The following is a 21,624-nucleotide window of genomic DNA, read 5'->3' as shown; positions in this document are numbered from 1 at the left end:
AGATGGCGGAAATGCTCGCCCAAGGTGCAGTGATCGGGATTCTGGGGGGCGGTCAGCTGGGCCGGATGCTGTCTGTGGCAGCCGCCAGACTGGGTTTTGTCAGCCATATCTACGAACCGGGTGCAAACCCGCCGGCCGGGCAGGTTGCGGATCGCGTCACCATCGCAGCTTACGACGATGCAAACGCGCTGAAAGCTTTTGCCGATGCGGTCGATGTCATCACCTATGAGTTCGAGAACATCCCGACCGAAGCGCTGGACATTCTGGAAGCGCACCGCCCGATCCGCCCCGGGCGCGAGGCATTGCGGGTCAGCCAGGACAGGTTGACCGAGAAGGCATTTCTGCAAGAGCTGGGCCTGAAGACGGCCCCGTTTGCGGATATTGCCGACCTGACCAGCCTGAATGCGGCGATCGAGCAGATCGGAACGCCCGCCATCCTGAAAACCCGTCGCTTCGGCTATGACGGCAAGGGGCAGGCCCGGCTGCGCAGCCCTGAGGATGCCGAGGCCGCTCTGGCCGATATGGCCGGTGCACCAGCTATTCTGGAAGGGTTCGTGGATTTCTCGCACGAGGTGTCGATCATCGCGGCCCGCGGTCTGGACGGTCAGGTCGCCTGTTTCGATCCGGGTGAGAATGTGCACCGCGATGGCATCTTGCGCACCACCACCATCCCTGCCCGCCTGTCTCCCGCCCAGCGCACAGACGCAATCCTGCTCGCAGCAAACATCCTGAACGCACTCGAATACGTCGGCGTGATGGGCGTTGAGCTGTTCGTGACGCCCGGCGGTCTGATCGTGAACGAAATCGCGCCGCGGGTCCACAATTCGGGCCACTGGACGCAGAACGGCTGCGCTGTCGATCAGTTCGAACAGCATATCCGCGCCGTGGCAGGCTGGCCATTGGGGGACGGACAGCGCCATTCCGATGTGGTGATGGAAAACCTGATCGGCGACGACATGGACCGTGTACCTGAGCTGGCCCGCGAGCGGGATGTGGCGCTGCATCTCTACGGCAAGGCCGAAGTCAAGGCGGGTCGCAAGATGGGGCATTTCAACCGCATCAAACGTTGACGAAACGTGAATATGCGGCGCGCTTCAGTTCACGAAGCGCGCGGCGACATCACCCGACATATAGCTGATGCGCCCACCGGCCAAGGTGGCCGCGACGCGATGGGTATCCGCATCCAGGATGACCAGGTCCGCGCGTTTTCCCGGCGCGAGCGTGCCCCGGTCCTGCATGTCCAGTACCCGCGCGGGGCCGGACGAGATCAGCGCCCAGGCACCGGCCAAATCCAGCAGACCGGTTTTGGCCAGCATCAACGCCGCGCGGCGCGGGCTGGGATAGTGGTAATCCGAGGCCAACGCATCACAAAGCCCCATGGCAATCAGTTCAACCGCGCTGGCATTCCCCTTGTGCGACCCACCCCGCACAACGTTGGGAGATCCGAGGATAACGTGATCCCCGGCGGAACGCGCGGCCTCGGCGGCCTCAAGCGTTTCGGGGAATTCGGCAATGCGCACGCCCCGGTCGCGCCACCACGCCCGCGTCTCGGCGGTTGCGTCATCATGGCTGCCCAGACGCACACCCATTTCGACAAGTGTGGCGCTGAGTGCTTCGACGGCGGCAGGCACTTCGTTACTACGGGCATGCATGCCAAGCAGCATCTCAAAATGCGCATCCGGATTGCGCCCGGCCTTCAACGCTTGCCCAGTCAGGCGCGGAGGCTTTTTGCCCTGCGCCAAACGATCATGCGGCAGGTGATCATTGAACACCACATAGGGCACCTGCCATTCGGCGATACGCCGCGCCAGACCGGCATAATCCTCAAGCATGTTGGTCTCGAACCGCAATTGCGGGATCAGATCCGTGACTGCGCTGTCCTTGACCGCAGCGATTGCCCGAAACACCTGCGCGGCAAACTCCGGGCCGCGCACGCCACCTTCCCAACTGTAGAACTGGGCCAGCACAGCGGTGGTGATGCCATTGGCGGCCAGTTCGGCCTCGACTGCCAGAATACCTTCGTTCATCTGCTTCATCGCGCCGCGCCGAGGGGCGATGTGGCGTTCGAACCCGTCCCCGTGCAGATCGACGATACCGGGCAGGACAAGATAACCGGTCAGATCAATCCTGCGCCCGGTCGGATCGTGCTGAACAACGCCGTCCGCTATCGAAAGATCGTAGCGCGACAGACCATCCCCCGGCAACAGGACCTCTGCGCCGGTCATTGTCAGGTCCAGTGCGGTCATCGTGTGGGCTCCGAGTCAGGTTCCGAACAGTCCTGCCCGATGCAGATCTCGTCGATTATCTCCATCACGCCGTCGAGCCAGGTGATCTTTGGATCGAATTGACCAAATTCGATAAAATGCAGTGCCTGCGCCATAACGCGCGGGTTGTTCATCATGAAGGTGTGGGTCACAGGCAGAACAATGTGATCGGCCATCCCTTCGACCTTGGTGGTTTCAATCGAGACCTTGCCGTCATCCTGCCCGTCGATCAGCGACGAAAACAGCGGGTTGAGCGAGTTCTCGCCCGCAATCACCCCCAGTTCAAAATCCACCGACGGCAGGCGGCGCGGAATGCCTTCGGGACCGGTGCCCAATTGCAATCCCGCAGGGCCGTTCAGATACCCGAACACTTCCCATGCGCTCAGCTCATCGACCAACTGGCTGCCCTGATTGGGCGGGCCGAGCATGACGACACGACCCAGGTTTTCAGGCCGATGGTCCTTGAACCAATAGCGCAACAGGATACCCCCCATGGAATGCGCGACGACATTGGCTTTGTCGTCACCACAAGCCGCAAGCGCGTCCGGTATGGTTTGCTCTGCCAGTTCGGGAATGCCGATTTCGGTCGATGGATACCCGTGGCGCACAACGGTATATTCATGCGCCTTGAACAGCTGCTCCATCACGGTAAACGACGCCTCTGTGCGCGCCAGACCATGCAGGAGGATCACGCATTTCGCGCTGGCTGCGGCGGGAGCGAGGCAGAAGAACAGGGCAATCAAAAGTTTCATAACCGCCAGATAAAGCCTATGAGCCTTCGATAAAAGCCCTAGCCCTTTTGACGTCGCAACACGGCCAGCGCGATACCGCCTAATACAAGCACGGTGCCGATGATCAGCCGTGTTTCGGCAACCTCGCCCAGAAAGGCGACACCGCCGAAAATTGCTATCACCGGCACGCTGAGCTGAACGACAGCCGCCACAGACGGGGCCAGTTGAGGCAAAACACGATACCACAAAGCATAACCGAGCCCTGAGGTAACTCCACCGGACAGAACAGCCAGCAGATACCCCGCCCCGTTCATCTGCCAGACGCCGCCGGTGGCAAGCATCGCCAGGGCAGTCAATGGCAAAGCGACAATGAAATTGGCGGCCGTTCCCTCCAGAGGGTTTGTTTCAGATCGGCCCGCAATCGAATAAAGGGCCCAACCAATACCAGCGGCGACCATCAAAGCCGCGCCGTTCAGGTCGACCTGAACGGAGTCAGAGGGCCAGAGCACATAGGCCAGACCTGCAAGCGCAACCCCTGCCCCCGCCACTTGCCGCGCGGTCGGAGTCGCACCAGTCAAGGCGCCGATCGAAAACATCGAAATTTGCACCGTGCCAAACAGGATCAAAGCACCCAATCCGGCATCCAGCGTCAGGTAGGCGATCGAAAACCCGATCATGTAGAGCGTCAATGACCCCGCCCCAACGATCCGCCTTCGACTGCGCAGTGGAAGATGCCCCCCGTGTGCAAGCACAAGAGCGGCCAGCACCACGGCCCCGGCCAAAACCCGTACGATGGCAAATCCAGTCGGATCGCTGGCTCCGCTATCGATGGCCAACCGATTCAGAATGGAATTCGCAGCGAAGGCGCACATGGTCAGGGCGGTGAGCAAAAACAATTTCATAGGAACCGCATAGCCGTTTGGGCCGGGTTTGCACACTCACTTTCCCGAAGGGCGTAAGATCAGACCAGCTGCGCTTGTTGAAGCTGCGTCGCAACTCGCTGACAAAGCAGAACGGTCAATACAAAACGGGGCCGCCCGAAGGCGACCCCAATCTTAAGTTCCAAGGCTTCCCCCTCGGCAGCTTGGCCTTACAGCCAAGCGCCTGTCGGGACCGTCAGAATTCGCCGAGGCGATTTCGACGTGCTTACATCATGCCGCCCATGCCGCCCATGTCGGGCATGCCGCCGCCAGCAGGCGCGCCTTCTTTGGCAGGCTTGTCAGCAACCATTGCTTCGGTGGTGACCAGCAGGCCAGCAACCGACGCCGCGTCTTCCAGTGCTGTACGGACAACTTTGGCCGGGTCGATCACGCCGAACGAGAACATGTCGCCATATTCTTCGGTCTGAGCGTTGAAGCCGAATGCAGCGTCTTCGTTTTCACGAACCTTGCCAGCAACAACCGCACCGTCAACACCCGCGTTCTCGGCGATCTGACGCAGAGGCGCTTCGATGGCTTTGCGAACGATGTTGATGCCTGCATCCTGATCAGCGTTTGCGCCTTTCAACGACTCCAGTGCTTTACCGGCCTGAACCAGAGCAACACCGCCACCGACAACAACGCCTTCCTGAACGGCTGCGCGCGTTGCGTTCAGAGCATCGTCAACACGATCTTTACGCTCTTTCACTTCAACTTCGGTCATGCCGCCGACGCGGATAACGGCAACACCGCCTGCCAGTTTGGCAACGCGTTCTTGCAGCTTCTCACGGTCGTAGTCCGACGAGGTTTCTTCGATCTGAGTGCGGATCTGAGCAACACGTGCTTCGATCTCGGCTTTCTCGCCAGCACCGTCAACGATGGTGGTTTCGTCTTTGGTGATTTCGATTTTCTTGGCGGTGCCCAGCATGTCCATGGTGACGGACTCGAGCTTCATGCCCAGATCTTCGCTGATAACCTGACCGCCGGTCAGGATTGCGATGTCCTGCAGCATGGCCTTGCGGCGATCGCCGAAGCCCGGTGCTTTGACAGCAGCAATTTTCAGGCCGCCGCGCAGTTTGTTGACAACCAGAGTTGCCAGCGCTTCGCCTTCAACATCCTCGGCAATGATCAGCAGCGGCTTTTGCGACTGGATCACCTGCTCGAGCAGCGGGACCATCGGCTGCAGCGAGGACAGTTTCTTTTCGTGCAGCAGGATCATGCAGTCTTCGAGCTCTGCAATCATCTTGTCTGCGTTGGTGACGAAGTAAGGCGACAGGTAGCCACGGTCGAACTGCATACCTTCGACAACGTCGGTCTCGGTTTCCAGACCTTTGTTTTCTTCGACGGTGATGACGCCTTCGTTGCCGACCTTCTGCATCGCGTCTGCGATCTGCTGGCCGATTTCGGCTTCGCCGTTGGCCGAGATGGTGCCAACCTGAGCAACTTCTGCCGAGTCTTTGACTTCGCGCGAGGCTTCTTTGATGCCTTCAACAACCTTGGCGGTTGCCAGGTCGATGCCGCGCTTCAGGTCCATCGGGTTCAGACCCGCTGCCACCTGCTTCAGGCCTTCTTTTACGATCGCCTGTGCCAGAACGGTTGCGGTGGTGGTGCCGTCGCCGGCTTCGTCATTGGTGCGGCTGGCGACTTCTTTCACCATCTGCGCGCCCATGTTTTCGAACTTGTCTTCCAGTTCGATTTCCTTGGCAACCGATACACCGTCCTTGGTGATGCGCGGTGCGCCGAAGGATTTGTCCAGAACCACGTTGCGGCCTTTGGGGCCCAGGGTCACTTTAACAGCATCGGCCAGGATGTTCACACCTGCCAGCATGCGGTTACGGGCATCGGTGTCGAACTTGACGTCCTTTGCAGCCATGTCGTTTCTCCTTGAGAAAATGTACTGTGATGAAGATCAGAGGAAGCGGGATCGCTTACTCAATGATCCCCATGATGTCGCTTTCTTTCATCATCAGCAGCTCTTCGCCGTCGACCTGAACCTCGGTGCCCGACCATTTGCCGAACAGGATCTTGTCGCCAGCTTTTACAGCCATCGCGATCAGCTCGCCGCTGTCCTTGCGCGCGCCTTCGCCGGTTGAGACGACTTCGCCTTCGCTGGGCTTTTCTTTTGCGCTGTCAGGAATGATCAGGCCGCCTGCGGTTTTCTCTTCGCTTTCGGTACGGCGAACCAGCACACGGTCATGAAGCGGTTTCAATGCCATCTTTGTAGCTCCTTGGGCTCAAAGTTTGTTTATCCTCCCCTCGCCTTCCGGCGAGGCGTTAGCACTCGGGGTGTGTGAGTGATAACGACGCATAGCTAGGGAGTCTAAAACTCCGAGTCAACAAGTTGTGAGAGATTTTTTTGCAGAATGGATCAGTCAACCTGTTCCCAACTGTAGGCCCAGTGCTTCAAGCCTTCCGCTCCTGCGGACGTAAGCCCGTATATGCCTTTTTCAACCTTCTCAAACCACCCATAGTGGTTTTCCCGCATAAGCCGGGTGGCAACCGGGACGCCGACCGACTTGGCGACGTCTGATCCCTTGGTCGGGCCATTCTCGGCCAAAAAAGCCGCACATTTCAGTGCATCCTGCCGATAAGCCGTCACGATACCATGGCGCGTCGCGCCCCCGGCGTTTGGGTCACCTTCCAGCCGGTCGAATTCCCGCAGCATCCGTGCGGCTCCGGCTTTGTTCTTACGGGGCGCATAGGGGCCGGGATCGCATTGCACCTCAACCGTGCCATCAGCCCGCACAGTGATCAGGCCCAGGCCAAGCCTTCGACACAATGCCAGATTATCTTTCAGCGCCCGCCGGGCCGTTCGGCCCGTGGGTTTGCTGACCGCGATGTAGACCAGATCGGTGAGTTTCAGCCGATTGATCGCCTGATGAAACAGGGCCAGCGTGAACCGAAGTTTCAGTTCGACAATCACCGGAGCATCCCCATCGCGCACCGCAACGATGTCGGCTGCGCCGACTTCTCCCTTGACGGCGTATCCCTGCCGCTCCAGCAGCGCCTTGACCGGGGGGTAGAGATCCTGCTCGCGGTTCATGCGCCCATGCTACGCAGATTGTCAGGGAATACCAGACGGGCTGCTTGAACATCGGCTGGTGGCGTGGCTAAGTCTGGGTTCAACTTCTTGACACCATTCAGGCTGGCTCCATGCGTTTGCTCACTTTTCTTGCGTTCCTTCTGTTTCCGATCTCGGCTCAGGCCGCGTGCGAGGGGGTGGACCTGCGGCCGCAACTGCCTGAGGAAACCCGGGCCAGATTGCAAAGTGCAGTGGCCGAGATCGCTTATCCCGAAGGCAATCATTGGATTGCACGCAAGGGCGATACGGTTTTGCACATCATAGGAACGCTGCACACCTTCGATCCGCGCATGGAGGAGGTCATTGATCGCCTGTCGCCCGAACTGAACAAGGCTGACGCCTTTTATTTCGAAGTCACTCAGGAAGACATGAACGCCTTCGAAAAGAACATGGCCAACGACCTGACTGCGGTGATGATTACCTCAGGCCCTACGTTGATCGACCTGATGACGGAAGACGACTGGGATGCGCTTTCCACAGCTCTGGCCCAGCGCGGCATCCCCGGCTGGATGGCTGCGAAGATGCGCCCGTGGTTCCTGACCATGATGCTGAGCATCCCGCCCTGCATGATGCAAGACCCGAATGCAACTTATGGAATGGACGCCCGCCTGAACGATCTGGCCGTCGAAAAAGGTATCCCACAGCACTCGCTGGAACGGATCGAAGACCTGATGGCCATGTTCGACAGTCACCCGCTGGAAAAACAGGTCGAGTCGCTTGTGCGCCTGTCCGGAGCCATGCAGGGCAATGCCGACCAATTGGTCACCATGGCCAATGCATATATGGAAGAAAAGCACGCCGAGATCATACAGTTTGCCCACCTTCAGGGGCTTGAACAGTCGGGCCTGAGCCCCGAGAGCTTTGACGCGGAATGGCGCAATTTCGAGCAGCAGATGCTGGTACAACGAAACGCCAACTGGATGGCGCAGATTCTGGACATCAGGGATCAGACAGTTGTGATTGCGGTCGGCGCGGGGCACCTGAGTGATGATTACGGCCTGTTGAACCAGCTGGAAAAAGCCGGATACGTTCTGACACGCGCTGCATTCTAAACTGACCCCGCGGTTTGCAGACCAAGCGTCGCAGACGGTGGGCTGCAGCGTGACAACTGCATTTACCCGCCCTATAAGGCGCGCAAATTTCCATACCGCAGGACACTGACATGACCACTCTAGTATTTGGCCACAAATCCCCCGACACCGATTCTACAGGCTCACCGATCGTGTGGTCCTGGTACCTGAACGAAGTCAAAGGCGAGCAGACCGAGCCCGTACTGCTGGGTGAGCCCAACACCGAAGCAGCATTCATGCTGGAGAACTGGGACCTGCCCAAGCCGCGGATCATTGAAGACCTTGCCGCAGGTACCCCGGTGGTTATCGTCGACACCAATAACCCGGCCGAACTGCCGGCAAACGTCAACGACGCGGATATCCGCGCCATTATCGACCATCACAAGCTGGTTGGCGGTCTGGAAACCAAAGGCCCGATCGATATCACCGTGCGCCCCTTGGCCTGCACCGCAACCATCCTGTTTGATCTGATGGGCGAAGATACCGCCAAAATGCCCGATGCCATCAAAGGCGCTGCGCTGACCTGCATTCTGTCTGACACACTGCAGTTCCGCTCACCCACCACCACGGCGCATGACCGCGAGGTTGCAGAGCGCCTGGCGGCTGAGCTTGAGCTGGACATTTCAGTATATGCAGCTGACATGTTTGCGGCGAAATCGGATGTCTCTTCCTTCTCGGACGCCGAGTTGATCCGCATGGACAGCAAGGAATACGAGGTCGACGGCACCAAGTTCCGCGTCTCGGTTCTGGAAACCACCGCCCCCGGCGTTGTTCTGGACCGCAAGGCAAGCCTGGCAGACTCGATGGTGGATGTTGCCAGGGAAGACGGCGTCGATCAGGTGCTGCTGTTCGTGGTTGATATCCTGAACGAAGAGGCCACGCTGTTGGTGCCGAACGATCTGGTTAAAACCGTCGCCGAGAAGAGCTTTGGTGTTACCGTTGACGGCGACGCAGTCGTTTTGCCGGGTATCATGAGCCGCAAAAAGCAGATTATTCCAAATCTAAAGGTCTGATCGTCTGCCAACCAGATCGAAAGGCGTCCAATTCGGGCGCCTTTTTTCTTTCTTACCGGCCATTTGCGGAAAAGGTATCGGTTGTTAGTCTGGCCGTGGGCACGAAGCCTATCCCAGGGTCAGGTAACTACAATGGTCGTACGAAAACTAAGCACCACCCGCGGCATCCTTCTTTTTGAAGGTGCCGACAAGGCTGCGTATTGGCGACGCTTTGCAATGCTGCTGACGCTGTCGGTCGTAATCGCCACCATGGGTTTGCTGCGCAATTCCGGGGCTGTTGTGATCGCGGCCATGCTTGTGGCGCCGCTTATGACCCCGATCCTTGGGGTGGCCGCGGCGATGGTCATGGGGTGGCTGAAACGCGCAGTGACGCTGGCGCTCACGGTTTGTCTGGCCGCCATTGCCTGCGTTATGATGGCATGGCTTCTGGTCTATATCGCTGACGTGCCTCGTGGCATTTTGATCCCCGATCAGGTCCTTGCGCGCACCGATCCGGGCACCGAAGATCTGATCGTCGCTCTCGCTGCCGGTGTTGCCGGGGCCTATGTTCAGATCAACAAATCCGAACTGAGCCTTTTGCCCGGCGCGGCCATCGGCGTTTCACTGGTTCCGCCCCTCTCGGCTTCGGGCATCCTGCTGTATTTTGACGAACCCGCCGAGGCCTATGAGGCTGGGCTGCTTTTCGCAACGAACCTTGGCGCGATCATTCTGTCAGCCTGCGCGGTATATCTTGTCTATGCCGCGCGGTCCGTGGTTTTCAGCAAGGGAAAGCGCAAGCTGAACTTTACAGCCAGCGTCTTCGTCGCGATCGCGTTTCTGGTCGTCGTCGTCCTGCAACTTGGGAAATCCACCTATAACCGTTATCTGGAGACGCGGACCGAGGCACAACTGGCCGATGCCATTCGCGAATGGGCCGATCCGGTTTCCGTGGAAATCATCCGCATCGACGTCAACGCTCAGCGCAAACGGGCCGAGGTTTGGCTGATCGTCGACCTGCCGGCCGAAGCGCAGTTCAAAGTTTCTTCCATTGCCGGTTTGCTGCCACCCAAGCTGCGTGAAACCCCTCTTGTCGGGGTGTTGGAGGAGGAACTGGGACCCGGATACCTGGCCATTATCCGGTATCAGCCGCGTATCGGGGCCCAGATCATCCTGGGAACGGAAAACGTTCAGCAGGCCCCGGATGTCACAGAAATTACCGAAGACGAGTAGCAGATTCACCTGTTCCTTCGCGCAAACGGGAATGCGGGATGGTGTTCGGGCCCAAGCTTTGCCATAGCTGTCGTCAGCGCGATATCAGACCCAGAGGCCCCCATGACCCAGATCGTTTCCTCGCTTTCCGAGATCTCCGACCGTTACAAGGCATTGTTCGTCGACCTTTGGGGTTGTGTTCACAATGGCATCACGGCCTATCCCGAAGCCGTCGAAGCGCTGAAGGCCTATCGCGCAAAAGGTGGACTTGTTGTCCTGGTCACGAACTCTCCCAAACCTCGCGCCGGCGTGGCAGAACAACTCGTGCAATTCAATGTTCCCGCCGATGCGTATAATACCATCGCCACAAGTGGGGACTCCGCGCGATCTGCGATGTTCCGGGGCGCTGTGGGACACAAGGTTTACTTCATGGGCGAGTGGCAGCGCGATGCGGGCTTTTTCGAACCGCTGAAACTGCTGGATCATCCCATCCATATCGAGCGCGTGCCGCTGAAGGAAGCCGAAGGTATTGTATGCTGCGGCCCGTTCGACCCAATGGCCGACCCGGATGTGAACCGGCCGGATTTCCTGTACGCCAAGCAGATGGGCATGAAGCTTCTCTGTGCGAACCCTGACATTGTTGTCGACCGCGGAGAGGTGCGCGAATGGTGTGCCGGCGCTTTGGCCAAACTGTACACCGAAATGGGCGGTGAAAGCCTGTATTTCGGCAAACCGCACCCACCTATCTATGACCTGGCCCATCGCAGGTTGCAGGAACTGGGACACGATACCCCCGACAACGACATTCTGGTTATCGGCGACGGCCCCCATACGGACATTCTGGGCGGCATGGGAGAGGGCATTGATTCTCTGTTCATCTCGGGCGGGCTGGCTGCGGCCGAGACAAAAACGTCGCATCATCCGCATCACGAATCCCTAACCGCCTATATTGAAAGGGAAAAGATCAATCCAACCTACACGATCGGGCGCTTGAGGTAGCAAGAAAAGACTTGATTTTCTGCAACTGCGAAGTAATAAAGTTGCCAACCTTGGCCAAATGATGGTTTTTTCTTTCACGGCCGATTTCGAGTGAGGGCAACATGTTGGACAATCTTCCGCGCGGAACGATCTGTATCGAAGACATCGAAATGGGTATGTCCCGCCACCTGCGCAAAGTGGTGACGGATGAAGATATCGAAATGTTCGCACAGGTCTCAACCGACCGGAATCCGGTGCATCTGGACGACGACTATGCCCGCGATACGATCTTCGAAGGCCGTATTGCCCACGGAATGCTGACGGCGGGTCTGATCTCGGCCGTAATCGGTGAACAACTGCCGGGCCACGGCACCGTCTACATGGGTCAATCGCTGAAATTCCTGGCCCCTGTGCGCCCGGGTGACATGGTGTATGCCGAGGTGAAGGTGATCGACATCGACTTTGCCAAGCGCCGCGTCAAGCTGGACTGCCATTGTTCGGTCGAGGGAAAGAAGGTCCTGATCGGCGAAGCCATGGTGCTTGCCCCGTCACGCAAGTTCGACTGATTGGCGAACACGGTCTTGCAAAAGGCGCCCGACCGGCGCCTTTTTTGTTTGGGCACTCAACTGAACGTAAGGTCGTCAGGAGGAACGGGTTCGTTTTCGTCCCTTCAGCGCACCTGATTCCAGAATGATTTCCGACACCACGTGTTCACGCCTGTAGGCCATCACGTGAACCCCGGAAACACCGGCGATGTCCCGGATCTGCTGGATCAGTTCGATACAGATCTTCTTTCCCTCTTCAGCGGGCTTTTCGGCTTTCTCCATCCGCTCGATGACATGATCCGGAACGTGAATTCCGGGCACATTGCTGCGCATCCATCGAGCCGCGCGCGCCGAAGCAATGGGACCCACGCCAGCGATGATGAATACTTTTTCGTCCAGACCGGCATCCCGCACCCGACCCATGAACCTTTCAAAAAGCGGAATGTCGTAGATATAGTTGGTCTGAATAAACTCGGCCCCGGCCTCAACCTTCTTTGCAAGACGTTCCGGGCGCCAGTCATAGGGCGGTATACAGGGGTTTTCCGCCGCTCCCAAAAACAGTTGAGGGGGGCGCGTGATCTTGCGCCCAGACAGGAACTTTCCCTGATCGCGCATCGTTCGGATCGTACGCAGCAAGGTCAGGGAATCGAAGTCGAACACCGGTTTTGCCCCCGGTTGATCCCCAACCCCGACACCGTCGCCCGTCAGGCACAGCACGTTGCTGACGCCCAGCGCCGCGGCCCCCAGAACATCACCCTGAATTGCGATCCGGTTCCGGTCTCGGCAGGAAATCTGATAGACCGGAGAATACCCCGCGCGGGTCAACAAGGCACAGATCCCTATCGAAGACATGTGGCAGTTGGCACCAGACGCATCGGTTGCATTGATCGCGTCCGCCACTTCACCCAGCGGCTGTGCCGCCTGAAAAACATCCTCGGGGTCAGCACTGTCTGGTGGGTTCAGTTCCGCGGTCACGGCAAAACGACCCGAGCGCAAAACTCTTTCCAGTCGGCTGTGCGATACATAGCCTTCGGGAACAGGCACATAGCCGATCGGCTCGACCTCGCTGCGATGGGCGCCATTCATTTCTTCAGCTCCCGGTTCACCGCATTGGGGGGTTCAGCGGCCAGAGGTGCCGCGGAGGGTTCATTCTCGCGCGCCTCCGGGAATGCCTGCGCAAGCGTTTCGCGTGCAGCGTCCCGGGCCTCGCGTTCCTGTGCTGCAATCTCGCGGCTGACCCGCAACCAGGATGACGACCCCTTCAACGTGTGTTCCACGGGCGGAAGGACCTCTTTTATCTTGTCGCCCCCGTGTCGCATACGGCTGGCCCCATCCCAAGCCAAGGCCCAGACACATTTCATGTCGGGTTTGACCTCACAGAACTCACCGGGACGCACACCGCCACACGGGCCGTTGCGCAGTTGCTTGGGGCAGTTCATCGGGCAGGACATACCCGTCGAAGACAAAACGCATTGCCCGCACATCTTGCAATCAAACAAAAGGCTTTTGACACCTTTTTCGACCAACGCAATGGGGCGTTCAACGCGATTGTAGCCGATCTTTGCAAAGACCGGGTCCATCGCGACCATGCCCCGTTCGACACATTTGTAAATCCATTCGAATGCACGGGCATTGCGAATCGCGAACAATCGCAATCGATACATGGGTCTGCCTCCTGTGCTGGGTTCATTTGAACCTGGCCGGGCCATCGTCCGGCACGCAGCGTGTTTCGAGGGCCGGAAGTGCAGTCTACACTCAGAGCCTTTTTTCGATCAAGCAGTTGACCGAATGTCGCACAGCCTTCCGGGGATACCCTGCGTGTCATCAGATCTGACGAAGGGTTTTGGTTTGTTTCGCAAGGACGCATGCTTTGAATTCAAACTGCCGCTTGAACAAATGGCAACGCAACGCTACGCAATCGTCTATGCAGATCATCCGGGATTTCCAGTTTGTCGAGCCAGAAGATCGCGGCGCCAGCGTTGCGATCGGGAATTTTGATGGCGTCCACGTGGGGCACCAGTCAGTCATCGAACTGGCCCGCGACGCGGCCCCGGATGCGCCACTGGGTGTCATGACCTTCGAGCCGCATCCACGTGAGTATTTCGCGCCGGATTCTCCTCCGTTCCGCCTGATGCGCGGCAATGCGCGGGCGCACCGGCTTGAAAAGCTGGGTGTGAAGAAACTGTATGAGCTGCCGTTCAACGCGGCGCTGGCCGGGCTTTCCCCCATTGAATTCGCCCGCAACGTGATTTGTGACGGGTTGGGTCTTTCCCATGTCGTGGTCGGTGCCGATTTCTGTTTTGGCAAGGGCCGCAGCGGCACCGCTGACGATCTGGTGCGGTTTGGGCAAGAGATGGGATTTGGCGTGACGATTGCACCTTTGATGCAGCGGTCCGAGAACGTGGTCTCGTCAACCGCCATCCGAACCGCACTGAGTGAGGGTCGCCCAAGGGATGCAGCTGCGATGCTGGGCCATTGGCACAGAATCGAAGGCGAAGTGATCGGCGGTGAGCAGCGCGGGCGGGAACTGGGTTTTCCTACCGCGAACATGTCCATCGAAGGGCTCCATCCGCCGAAATTCGGCGTCTACGCCGTATTGGTCGACGTGCTGGATGGCCCGCATCAGGGCAGTTATCACGGCGCGGCCTCGGTTGGGGTGCGCCCGATGTTCCATGGTGAAGTGCCAAACATTGAAACCTTCCTGTTCGACTTTTCCGGCGATCTGTACGGGGCGACCTTGTCGGTGGGGCTGATTGAATTCCTGCGCCCTGAAATGACATTTGACGGGCTGGATGGTCTGATCGCGCAGATGAATGCCGATTGCGAACAGGCCCAGGGCATTCTGGCCGCCCTATGAGCTCTGATCCGATTGAACGCACCGGCCTGCCCGCCCGGTTCTGGGAGCGCAAACCCCTGCGCAAGATGAACCAACGCGAGTGGGAGGCCCTGTGTGACGGCTGCGGCAAGTGTTGCCTCAACAAGCTGGAAGATGAAGACTCGGGCGAAGTTGCCCTGACCTGTGTCGCCTGCCGTCTGCTGGACGATGAAAGCTGCCGCTGCACGCAATACGACATCCGGCATCAATTCGTGCCTGAATGCATCGTCATGACACCCGACAATATTGACGAACACGCCTATTGGTTGCCGCAAACCTGCGCGTATCGGCTGCTGTGGGAAGGCAAAACGCTTTACGACTGGCATCCTTTGATATCTGGTACGCCGGACAGCGTGCATGCCGCAGGCGTTTCAGTTCAGGGGCGCACGGTGTCCGAGTTCGAAACCCCCATGGAAGAGTGGGAAGACTACATTATCGAGGAGCCAAGCTGATGTATTTCGCATCTGACAATTCCGGGCCGGTTCACCCTCAGGTCATGGCCAAACTGGCCGAGGCCAATCAGGGCTACCAGATGGCCTATGGCGCCGACACGATGATGAACGAGGTGCGTGACCGCATTCGCAGCATCTTTGAAGCGCCGGGGGCTGCTGTCTATCTCGTCGCAACGGGGACAGCGGCAAATTCGCTGGCCCTTGCCACGTTGTCCAACCCCTGGGAAACGATCTTCTGTTCTCCGGTTGCCCATATCCATGAAGACGAGTGCAACGCGCCCGAGTTTTACACCGGGGCCAAGCTGACCCTTGTTCCCGGCGGCGACAAGATGTCACCGGACGCGTTGCGCGGGTCCATCATGGGCGAAGAAACCCGCGGGGTACACGGGCCGCAGCGCGGGCCAGTGTCGATCACTCAGGTCACCGAGCGCGGATCGGTCTATTCTCTGGAGGAATTGCAGTCGCTGTGTGGGGTCGCAAAGGAATATGGCTTGCCCGTCCATCTGGATGGTGCCCGGTTCACCAATGCTCTGGTTGCTCTGAACTGCTCTCCGGCTGACATGACATGGAAAGCCGGGGTGGACGCGGTCAGCTTTGGCGGCACGAAAAACGGGCTGATGGGCGTTGAAGCGGTGGTGTTCTTTGATGAGAGCACAGCCTGGGAATTCGAGCTGCGGCGCAAACGCGGGGCGCATCTGTTTTCCAAGCATCGCTACCTGTCCGCTCAGATGGCGGCCTATCTTAAGGATGATCTGTGGCTGAAGTTGGCGCGTCAGGCGAATGCAAATTGTGCCCGGCTGGCCGACCGCCTGCGTGCAAAAGGTGCCGAGTTCTTGCACGAGCCGCAGGCCAATATGATCTTTGCCGCTTTTTCACGCGCGAAGCACAAACAGCTGCATGAAGCCGGGGCAATCTATCACCTCTGGGGGGACGAGCTGGAAGGTGGCGATGACGACGAAAGCCTTGCATGCAGACTGGTCTGCGACTGGTCGATCGGGACAGCCGAGATCGATCAGTTTCTCAGCCTGTTGTAACACCCGTCCAGTGGCCAGCTTTCCAGAGCTCCTGAAGCAGTACGCTGGTTTCAAGGGGGTGCGAAATGGGCAGCATGTGCCCCGCACCTTGAATGACCTCATGGCGTGCGTTCGGCAGACGGCGCTGCAATCCATCACAGATTGCGGGGATCGTCGGGTGGGTCTTTGATCCGCTCAGCAACAGGGTTGGCATCGATATTCGCTTGCATTTATCGGGGTCAAGCAACCCGGCCTGGTCATCGTACAGAACGGGATAAGACGCAGGAACAACATGAATCCCGCGCACCATGCCGGCGCGCGTCCGTTCTGGCAGGTCAGGCCATTTTGGGCCGATACCGGTGCTCCACATCCGGTTGAACAACCGCGCGGCCAGCGCTTCGTCGCCTGCTTGGAACGCTGCTTCAATCGGTTGTGACTCTCGCAGGTGCTGATCGTACAAATCAGGCGCGTCCTGTTTTGCCACGGCAAAGAACACGGGCTCGATCAGGGTCAAGCTTCGAACAAGGTCCGGATGCTCCATGGCCAGTCTGAGCGCAACGATCGCCCCAAAGGAATGACCAACTATATCCATGGGCTTGGTCAACTCGACCGCTGCCAGCCCTGTCACCGCATCAAAGAAGTCGCTCTGACCGTCCCAATCCGGACTGCGCCCATGAGACAGCATATCCGGTGCAACAAGGGACGCGCTGCCATCCAATGCCTTGGACAGGCCAGACCACGCGCCGGAATGCGCAATGGTGCAATGAAGGGCAAGCAAGTTGCGCCCTCCTTCGCCCAATTGTCTGACGAAGACGGATTGCATCGCCGTCGGGGCTGTCACCCTTTCATCTCCGACAGATGCCGATCCAGATCGTCCAGGCGATCCTGCCCCCAGAAGCGTTGACCGTCCGGCGTGATGTAGAACGGCGCGCCGAACACGCCGCGATCCACGGCTTCTTCCAAATTGGCGGCATAGGTTTCGGCCCCGACCAGCAGTCCACTGTTGGCCAGTTCAGGATCAAACCCGGCAGTTGCCAGGCAGTCCCGGATCACATCATCCTGAGCGACGTCCTTTTCTTCGGCCCAGCAGGCGCGCAGGATCAACTGGCACAACTTGCCAACGTCGCCCGAACCATTGCTGATCGCCGCGATGATCGCATAAGAAGACGGCGCCATGTTGGTCGGCCAGTGCGCCGGTTGCAGGTTGAACTCCATCCCCAGATTCTTCGATTGGCGCAGCAATTCCTGAGCGCGGTATTCGATGCGCGAGATATGACGGTCTTTTGGCGGCGTTCCCCCGGTGCGTGCGAACAGGGCTATGATGTCCAGCGGTTTGTAGCTGATCGATGCGTCATGTTTCGCCGCAATCTCTTCCAGCCGGTTTCCAGCCAGGTAGCTATAGGGCGAAATTGTCGCAAAAAAGTAGTCAATCTGGGTCATGTTCACTTTCTCCGCTGCGTTACCTTTGCGGGACCGTAAGGCCATGCTAAGCGGTGTCAACATCACGAATCTGTCACATTGCCATTGCTGCCCGGGGACCTCAGCCGATGCCGACACTTCACGAACCCAAGCTTATCGCTGGGAACGCCAACCTTCCTCTTGCCAAAACCATCGCACGCCGCATGAGCCTTTATCGAGGTGTTGACCAGGGTTTGGTCGATGCGCGCGTCGAACGTTTCAATGACGGAGAGATCTTCGTCGAAGTGTTCGAGAACGTACGCGGCGAGGATATGTTCATTATCCAGCCGACCTCGAACCCGGCCAATGACAACCTGATGGAGCTGCTGATCATCGCCGACGCGCTGCGCCGTTCGTCGGCACAGCGGATCACCGCCGTGATCCCGTATTTCGGCTATGCCCGCCAGGATCGCCGCACCAAGGCCCGCACACCCATCAGCGCCAAGCTGGTGGCCAATATGCTGACCGGCGCAGGGATCGAGCGGATTCTGACGATGGATCTTCATGCCGCGCAGATTCAGGGCTTTTTCGATATGCCCGTCGACAACCTGTACGCCTCGCCGATCTTTGCCCTGGATGTCAAAAACCAGTTCAAGGACAATCTGGATGAGATCATGGTGGTTTCACCCGACGTGGGCGGCGTGGCCCGCGCACGTGAACTGGCCAAGCGCATCAATGCCCCCTTGTCGATCGTTGACAAGCGGCGCGAGAAAGCAGGCGAAGTCGCTGAAATGACCGTTATCGGGGATGTGAAGGACAAGATCTGCCTGATCGTCGACGATATGTGTGACACCGCCGGAACGCTTTGCAAGGCCGCGCAGGTCCTGTTGGACAATGGCGCCAAGGAAGTTCACTCCTACATCACGCACGGCGTCATGAGCGGCCCTGCGGTCGAAAGGGTGACGAACTCGGTCATGAAGTCACTGGTGCTGACCGATACGATCCAGCCGACCAAAGAAATATTGAAGGCAAAGAATATCCGCATCGTTCCGACTGCGCCAATCTTCACCCAGGCGATCCTGAACATCTGGAACGGAACCAGTGTGTCTTCGCTGTTCGAAGACAAGACGCTGACACCGATCTACGAATCCATGTATCAGATGGATTGAGCAATAGGGGGCGGCCGAAGGTGTCACCCCTTGATTTCTGAAATGCCGATTGCGCGCATATCTGACCTTGGGGCGCAATCGGTGACACAAGTGGAATAATCTCCATGACTGCCAACAAACGCATTGTTCTTTCCAGCGATCACGCGGCAATCGAGCTGCGCCAATCCGTGGCCAACCACATCGCGCAGCAAGGTTGGGACGTGGTTGATATCGGCCCGACAACCCCGGAAAGCACCCATTACCCCAAGCACGGCAAGGCCGCGGCGCAGGCCGTTGCCTCGGGAGATTGCAGTTTGGGTATTGTCTTCTGCGGCACTGGGCAGGGTATTATGATGGCTGCAAACAAAGTGCCCGGCATTCGCTGTGGCGTTTGTTCAGACGCATTCTCGGCCCGCATGATCCGCCAGCACAACAATGCCAACATGCTGTCGATTGGCGCGCGGGTTGTCGGTGAAGGTCAGGCGCTGGACATCGTTGACGCGTTTCTGGGTGCCGAATTCGAAGGTGGCCGCCACGCCACGCGCGTGGACATGATCGAAGCGCAGGAAGACTGAGTCCAAGCTGTCGCTCAAACGCCTGGAAACACGGCGAACCCGGATCAGGAAATATTCCAGTCGTCCGGGTGCGCCACCTCTCCTATCGCTGTCCAGCTTGCGCGGATGCGGGCTATCCGCGTGTCGGACCAGGTCCGAAATACTGCGTCAAAGCCCTCGGCTGTGATATGTTCGGCCTGAACTTCGGCACGTAGCGCCGAAGACGTGTCGACATCCCACAGCGAGATCCCGATCTGCACCATGGGCGGGGTTCGAAATGCTTCTTTGAACCGAATGGGTGTGCGGCGTTCACGAGGTCCCTGCCCGGTCCACATTTCGCCGCCTTCGGCAAATTCCGAAAACAGGACATCTTCACCCTGCTCAATTCCAATGGGATGGGTTAGGAATTTTTTCATTTTTATCATCATTATTCTTGAATTCCCGCAACTTACTCCGGCATTTCGGCAAAAGCACGACAAAAAAACGGCCCCGCAATTGCGAGGCCGCTCAAATTTTTCACAGGTGGGCCCGTTACAGGCTCATATGCGTTCCAAGGGCTTCCATATCGGCCAGCAGCTTGGCGGCGTCGTCGACGATGGTCTGATCATCACCCGCCTTTGCCGCTTCGTGCGAAGCGCGGGCTTCGGCGATCAGATCGTCCAGATGCGACCGGTTCACTTCGGAAACCGGAATGGCCTTTTCGGCCAGAACCGAAAGACCATCGCCGTTGATCTGGGCAAACCCGCCGGTGACCAGGTATTCGCTGGACCCTTCGGGTGCCTCAACCTTTAGCAGACCGGGGCGCAGCGTGGTGATGGTGGGGGCATGATCGGGCATCGCCGTCATGTCCCCGTCCGCGCCGGGAATCTGGACCGCCGTCACGCTGAGCGAAGCGAGGCTCCGCTCGGGGCTGACGAGGTCGAATTGCATCGTGTTTGCCATCAGGTGTGCTCCTTAGGCGGCTTCTGCGGCCATCTTCTCCGCTTTGGCGATCACGTCCTCGATACCGCCAACCATCAGGAAGGCCGCCTCGGGCAGGTGATCGTATTCGCCAGCCACAACGGCCTTGAACGACGCGATGGTGACATCCAGAGGAACCTGAACGCCGGGCGAGCCGGTGAAGACCTGCGCCACGTCGAACGGCTGCGACATGAAGCGTTCGATCTTACGGGCACGGGCCACGGTCAGTTTGTCCTCTTCCGACAGTTCGTCCATGCCGAGGATGGCGATGATGTCCTGCAGCGACTTGTAGCGCTGGAGGATCTGCTGAACGTCGGTCGCAACCTTGTAGTGCTCTTCACCAACGATGGCCGGGTCAAGCAGGCGCGAGGTCGAGTCGAGCGGGTCAACAGCCGGGTAGATACCCTTTTCCGAGATCGCACGGTTAAGAACGGTCGTCGCGTCCAGGTGAGCAAACGAGGTTGCCGGCGCGGGGTCGGTAAGGTCGTCCGCAGGTACGTAGATCGCCTGCACGGACGTGATCGAGCCCGACTTGGTCGAGGTGATGCGTTCCTGCAGGGCGCCCATGTCGGTGGCCAGCGTCGGCTGGTAGCCCACAGCGGACGGGATACGACCCAGCAGAGCCGAAACCTCGGAACCCGCCTGCGTAAAGCGGAAGATGTTGTCGACGAAGAACAGAACGTCGGTGCCGGACTGGTCGCGGAACTGCTCGGCCAGAGTCAGACCGGTCAGAGCAACACGCGCACGCGCTCCGGGAGGTTCGTTCATCTGACCGTAAACCAGGGCCACTTGGCTTTCCGACAGGTTGTCCGGCTTGATTACGTTCGATTCGATCATCTCGTGGTACAGGTCGTTCCCTTCACGGGTCCGTTCACCAACACCCGCGAACACGGAAAAGCCCGAGTGCACTTTTGCGATGTTGTTGATCAGTTCCATGATCAGAACGGTTTTGCCAACGCCGGCGCCGCCGAACAGGCCGATTTTACCGCCTTTGGCGTAAGGGGCCAGCAGGTCAACAACCTTGATGCCGGTTACCAGAACTTCCGACTCGGTCGACTGTTCTGCGAAGGTCGGTGCGGGCTGGTGGATGGCACGGGATTCAGTTGCCTCAACCGGGCCTTTTTCGTCGATGGGGTCACCAACAACGTTCAGGATACGGCCCAGAGTCGCGTTACCAACGGGAACCGAAATCGGTGCGCCCATGTCGGTCACAGCTTCGCCACGGACCAGACCTTCGGTCGCGTCCATCGCGATAGTGCGGACAGTGTTTTCACCCAGGTGCTGAGCAACTTCCAACACCAGGCGCTTGCCGTTGTTGGTGGTTTCCAGCGCGTTCAGAATTTCAGGCAGCTGATCTTCGAAGTGCACGTCGACGACGGCCCCGATGATCTGTGTGACTTTGCCTTTTGCATTCGCCATGTTTCGTCTCCGGTTTG

The 21,624-nt window shown here is 58.7% G+C and carries 24 protein-coding genes; 11 read left to right on the top strand and 13 right to left on the bottom strand.

Going from position 1 to position 21,624, the window contains the following annotated elements; translation table 11 throughout:
• The first annotated feature begins 2 nt into the window (after window positions 1-2).
• Entirely contained in the window at window positions 3-1,070 is a 1,068-nt protein-coding gene (locus AC2FFA_RS05820; protein ID WP_496850487.1) for a 5-(carboxyamino)imidazole ribonucleotide synthase, read from the top strand.
• 24 nt (window positions 1,071-1,094) lie between these two features.
• On the opposite strand, the gene AC2FFA_RS05815 is transcribed toward AC2FFA_RS05820, so the two are convergent.
• The 6 genes from AC2FFA_RS05815 to AC2FFA_RS05790 form a co-directional block, all read right to left on the bottom strand.
• Complete coding sequence (locus tag AC2FFA_RS05815) at window positions 1,095-2,246, bottom strand: alpha-D-ribose 1-methylphosphonate 5-triphosphate diphosphatase (protein WP_496850485.1); 1,152 nt, start codon at window positions 2,244-2,246, stop codon at window positions 1,095-1,097.
• On the bottom strand, window positions 2,243-3,016 hold the full coding sequence (locus AC2FFA_RS05810; protein WP_496850483.1) for an alpha/beta fold hydrolase: 774 nt from the start codon (window positions 3,014-3,016) through the stop codon (window positions 2,243-2,245). Before AC2FFA_RS05810 ends, AC2FFA_RS05815 begins: the two co-directional genes overlap by 4 nt.
• Window positions 3,017-3,054: 38 nt before the next feature.
• Window positions 3,055-3,897: a DMT family transporter gene (locus AC2FFA_RS05805; RefSeq protein WP_299895474.1), complete on the bottom strand. Its 843-nt coding sequence runs from the start codon at window positions 3,895-3,897 to the stop codon at window positions 3,055-3,057.
• Window positions 3,898-4,141: 244 nt separating this feature from the next.
• Window positions 4,142-5,785: a chaperonin GroEL gene (groL, locus tag AC2FFA_RS05800; protein WP_117872532.1), complete on the bottom strand. Its 1,644-nt coding sequence runs from the start codon at window positions 5,783-5,785 to the stop codon at window positions 4,142-4,144.
• Between the two features lie 55 nt (window positions 5,786-5,840).
• A complete protein-coding gene (locus tag AC2FFA_RS05795; RefSeq protein WP_117872530.1) occupies window positions 5,841-6,128 on the bottom strand; it encodes a co-chaperone GroES in 288 nt (95 codons plus the stop codon).
• A 152-nt stretch (window positions 6,129-6,280) separates the two neighbouring features.
• Window positions 6,281-6,955 (bottom strand): DUF2161 domain-containing phosphodiesterase, encoded by a 675-nt coding sequence (locus AC2FFA_RS05790; protein WP_496718727.1) that lies wholly within the window; start codon window positions 6,953-6,955, stop codon window positions 6,281-6,283.
• Between the two features lie 110 nt (window positions 6,956-7,065).
• Between AC2FFA_RS05790 and AC2FFA_RS05785 the strand changes: the two genes are divergently transcribed.
• The 5 genes from AC2FFA_RS05785 (at window position 7,066) to AC2FFA_RS05765 (ending at window position 11,809) form a co-directional block, all read left to right on the top strand.
• Window positions 7,066-8,046, top strand: a complete 981-nt coding sequence (locus AC2FFA_RS05785) for a TraB/GumN family protein (protein ID WP_496850480.1) — start codon at window positions 7,066-7,068, stop codon at window positions 8,044-8,046.
• 110 nt (window positions 8,047-8,156) lie between these two features.
• A complete protein-coding gene (locus AC2FFA_RS05780) occupies window positions 8,157-9,077 on the top strand; it encodes a manganese-dependent inorganic pyrophosphatase (RefSeq protein WP_496850478.1) in 921 nt (306 codons plus the stop codon).
• 132 nt (window positions 9,078-9,209) lie between these two features.
• A complete protein-coding gene (locus AC2FFA_RS05775; RefSeq protein WP_299895490.1) occupies window positions 9,210-10,286 on the top strand; it encodes a DUF389 domain-containing protein in 1,077 nt (358 codons plus the stop codon).
• Between the two features lie 102 nt (window positions 10,287-10,388).
• Window positions 10,389-11,264 carry a TIGR01459 family HAD-type hydrolase gene (locus AC2FFA_RS05770; RefSeq protein ID WP_496850476.1) on the top strand — a complete coding sequence of 292 codons (876 nt, stop codon included), beginning with the start codon at window positions 10,389-10,391 and terminating at the stop codon, window positions 11,262-11,264.
• A gap of 101 nt (window positions 11,265-11,365) precedes the next feature.
• On the top strand, window positions 11,366-11,809 hold the full coding sequence (locus AC2FFA_RS05765; RefSeq protein WP_117872517.1) for a MaoC family dehydratase: 444 nt from the start codon (window positions 11,366-11,368) through the stop codon (window positions 11,807-11,809).
• A 75-nt stretch (window positions 11,810-11,884) separates the two neighbouring features.
• Here AC2FFA_RS05765 and AC2FFA_RS05760 read toward each other — a convergent pair whose 3' ends face one another.
• Both AC2FFA_RS05760 and AC2FFA_RS05755 read right to left on the bottom strand, forming a co-directional pair.
• Complete coding sequence (locus tag AC2FFA_RS05760; RefSeq protein ID WP_299640611.1) at window positions 11,885-12,874, bottom strand: methylenetetrahydrofolate reductase; 990 nt, start codon at window positions 12,872-12,874, stop codon at window positions 11,885-11,887.
• Window positions 12,871-13,452 (bottom strand): methylenetetrahydrofolate reductase C-terminal domain-containing protein, encoded by a 582-nt coding sequence (locus tag AC2FFA_RS05755; protein ID WP_496674224.1) that lies wholly within the window; start codon window positions 13,450-13,452, stop codon window positions 12,871-12,873. Before AC2FFA_RS05755 ends, AC2FFA_RS05760 begins: the two co-directional genes overlap by 4 nt.
• 260 nt (window positions 13,453-13,712) lie before the next feature.
• Between AC2FFA_RS05755 and AC2FFA_RS05750 the strand changes: the two genes are divergently transcribed.
• Genes AC2FFA_RS05750 through AC2FFA_RS05740 form a run of 3 tightly spaced genes read left to right on the top strand, consistent with a single transcriptional unit; the run spans window position 13,713 to window position 16,149 of the window.
• Window positions 13,713-14,645: a bifunctional riboflavin kinase/FAD synthetase gene (locus AC2FFA_RS05750; protein WP_496850473.1), complete on the top strand. Its 933-nt coding sequence runs from the start codon at window positions 13,713-13,715 to the stop codon at window positions 14,643-14,645.
• Complete coding sequence (locus AC2FFA_RS05745; RefSeq protein WP_496850471.1) at window positions 14,642-15,115, top strand: YcgN family cysteine cluster protein; 474 nt, start codon at window positions 14,642-14,644, stop codon at window positions 15,113-15,115. The genes AC2FFA_RS05750 and AC2FFA_RS05745 overlap by 4 nt, the downstream gene beginning before the upstream one ends.
• Entirely contained in the window at window positions 15,115-16,149 is a 1,035-nt protein-coding gene (locus AC2FFA_RS05740; protein WP_496850469.1) for a threonine aldolase family protein, read from the top strand. Before AC2FFA_RS05745 ends, AC2FFA_RS05740 begins: the two co-directional genes overlap by 1 nt.
• On the opposite strand, the gene AC2FFA_RS05735 is transcribed toward AC2FFA_RS05740, so the two are convergent.
• Window positions 16,136-16,969, bottom strand: a complete 834-nt coding sequence (locus tag AC2FFA_RS05735) for an alpha/beta fold hydrolase (RefSeq protein ID WP_496850467.1) — start codon at window positions 16,967-16,969, stop codon at window positions 16,136-16,138. The genes AC2FFA_RS05740 and AC2FFA_RS05735 overlap by 14 nt on opposite strands.
• Entirely contained in the window at window positions 16,966-17,568 is a 603-nt protein-coding gene (locus tag AC2FFA_RS05730) for a 2-hydroxychromene-2-carboxylate isomerase (RefSeq protein ID WP_299895511.1), read from the bottom strand. The genes AC2FFA_RS05735 and AC2FFA_RS05730 overlap by 4 nt, the downstream gene beginning before the upstream one ends.
• Before the next feature lie 107 nt (window positions 17,569-17,675).
• Between AC2FFA_RS05730 and AC2FFA_RS05725 the strand changes: the two genes are divergently transcribed.
• Window positions 17,676-18,695: a ribose-phosphate pyrophosphokinase gene (locus tag AC2FFA_RS05725; protein WP_117872500.1), complete on the top strand. Its 1,020-nt coding sequence runs from the start codon at window positions 17,676-17,678 to the stop codon at window positions 18,693-18,695.
• Between the two features lie 104 nt (window positions 18,696-18,799).
• Window positions 18,800-19,249, top strand: coding sequence for a ribose 5-phosphate isomerase B (rpiB, locus tag AC2FFA_RS05720; protein WP_496850465.1), 450 nt, complete (start codon window positions 18,800-18,802; stop codon window positions 19,247-19,249).
• Window positions 19,250-19,293: 44 nt separating this feature from the next.
• Here the strand turns inward: rpiB and AC2FFA_RS05715 are convergent, their stop codons facing one another.
• From AC2FFA_RS05715 to atpD, 3 genes are all read right to left on the bottom strand, one after another.
• Complete coding sequence (locus AC2FFA_RS05715; RefSeq protein ID WP_496850463.1) at window positions 19,294-19,644, bottom strand: H-type lectin domain-containing protein; 351 nt, start codon at window positions 19,642-19,644, stop codon at window positions 19,294-19,296.
• Window positions 19,645-19,759: 115 nt separating this feature from the next.
• Window positions 19,760-20,170, bottom strand: coding sequence for a F0F1 ATP synthase subunit epsilon (locus AC2FFA_RS05710; RefSeq protein WP_496850461.1), 411 nt, complete (start codon window positions 20,168-20,170; stop codon window positions 19,760-19,762).
• Window positions 20,171-20,182: 12 nt separating this feature from the next.
• The gene (atpD, locus tag AC2FFA_RS05705; RefSeq protein ID WP_496850459.1) at window positions 20,183-21,607 is read right to left on the bottom strand and encodes a F0F1 ATP synthase subunit beta; all 1,425 of its coding nucleotides are present in this window, start codon (window positions 21,605-21,607) and stop codon (window positions 20,183-20,185) included.
• Window positions 21,608-21,624: the final 17 nt, after the last annotated feature.

This window comes from Ruegeria sp. YTSB088, from assembly GCF_059609825.1.
Note: the sequence above shows the minus strand (reverse complement) of the source record. Positions and strands in the feature narration are given on the sequence as shown.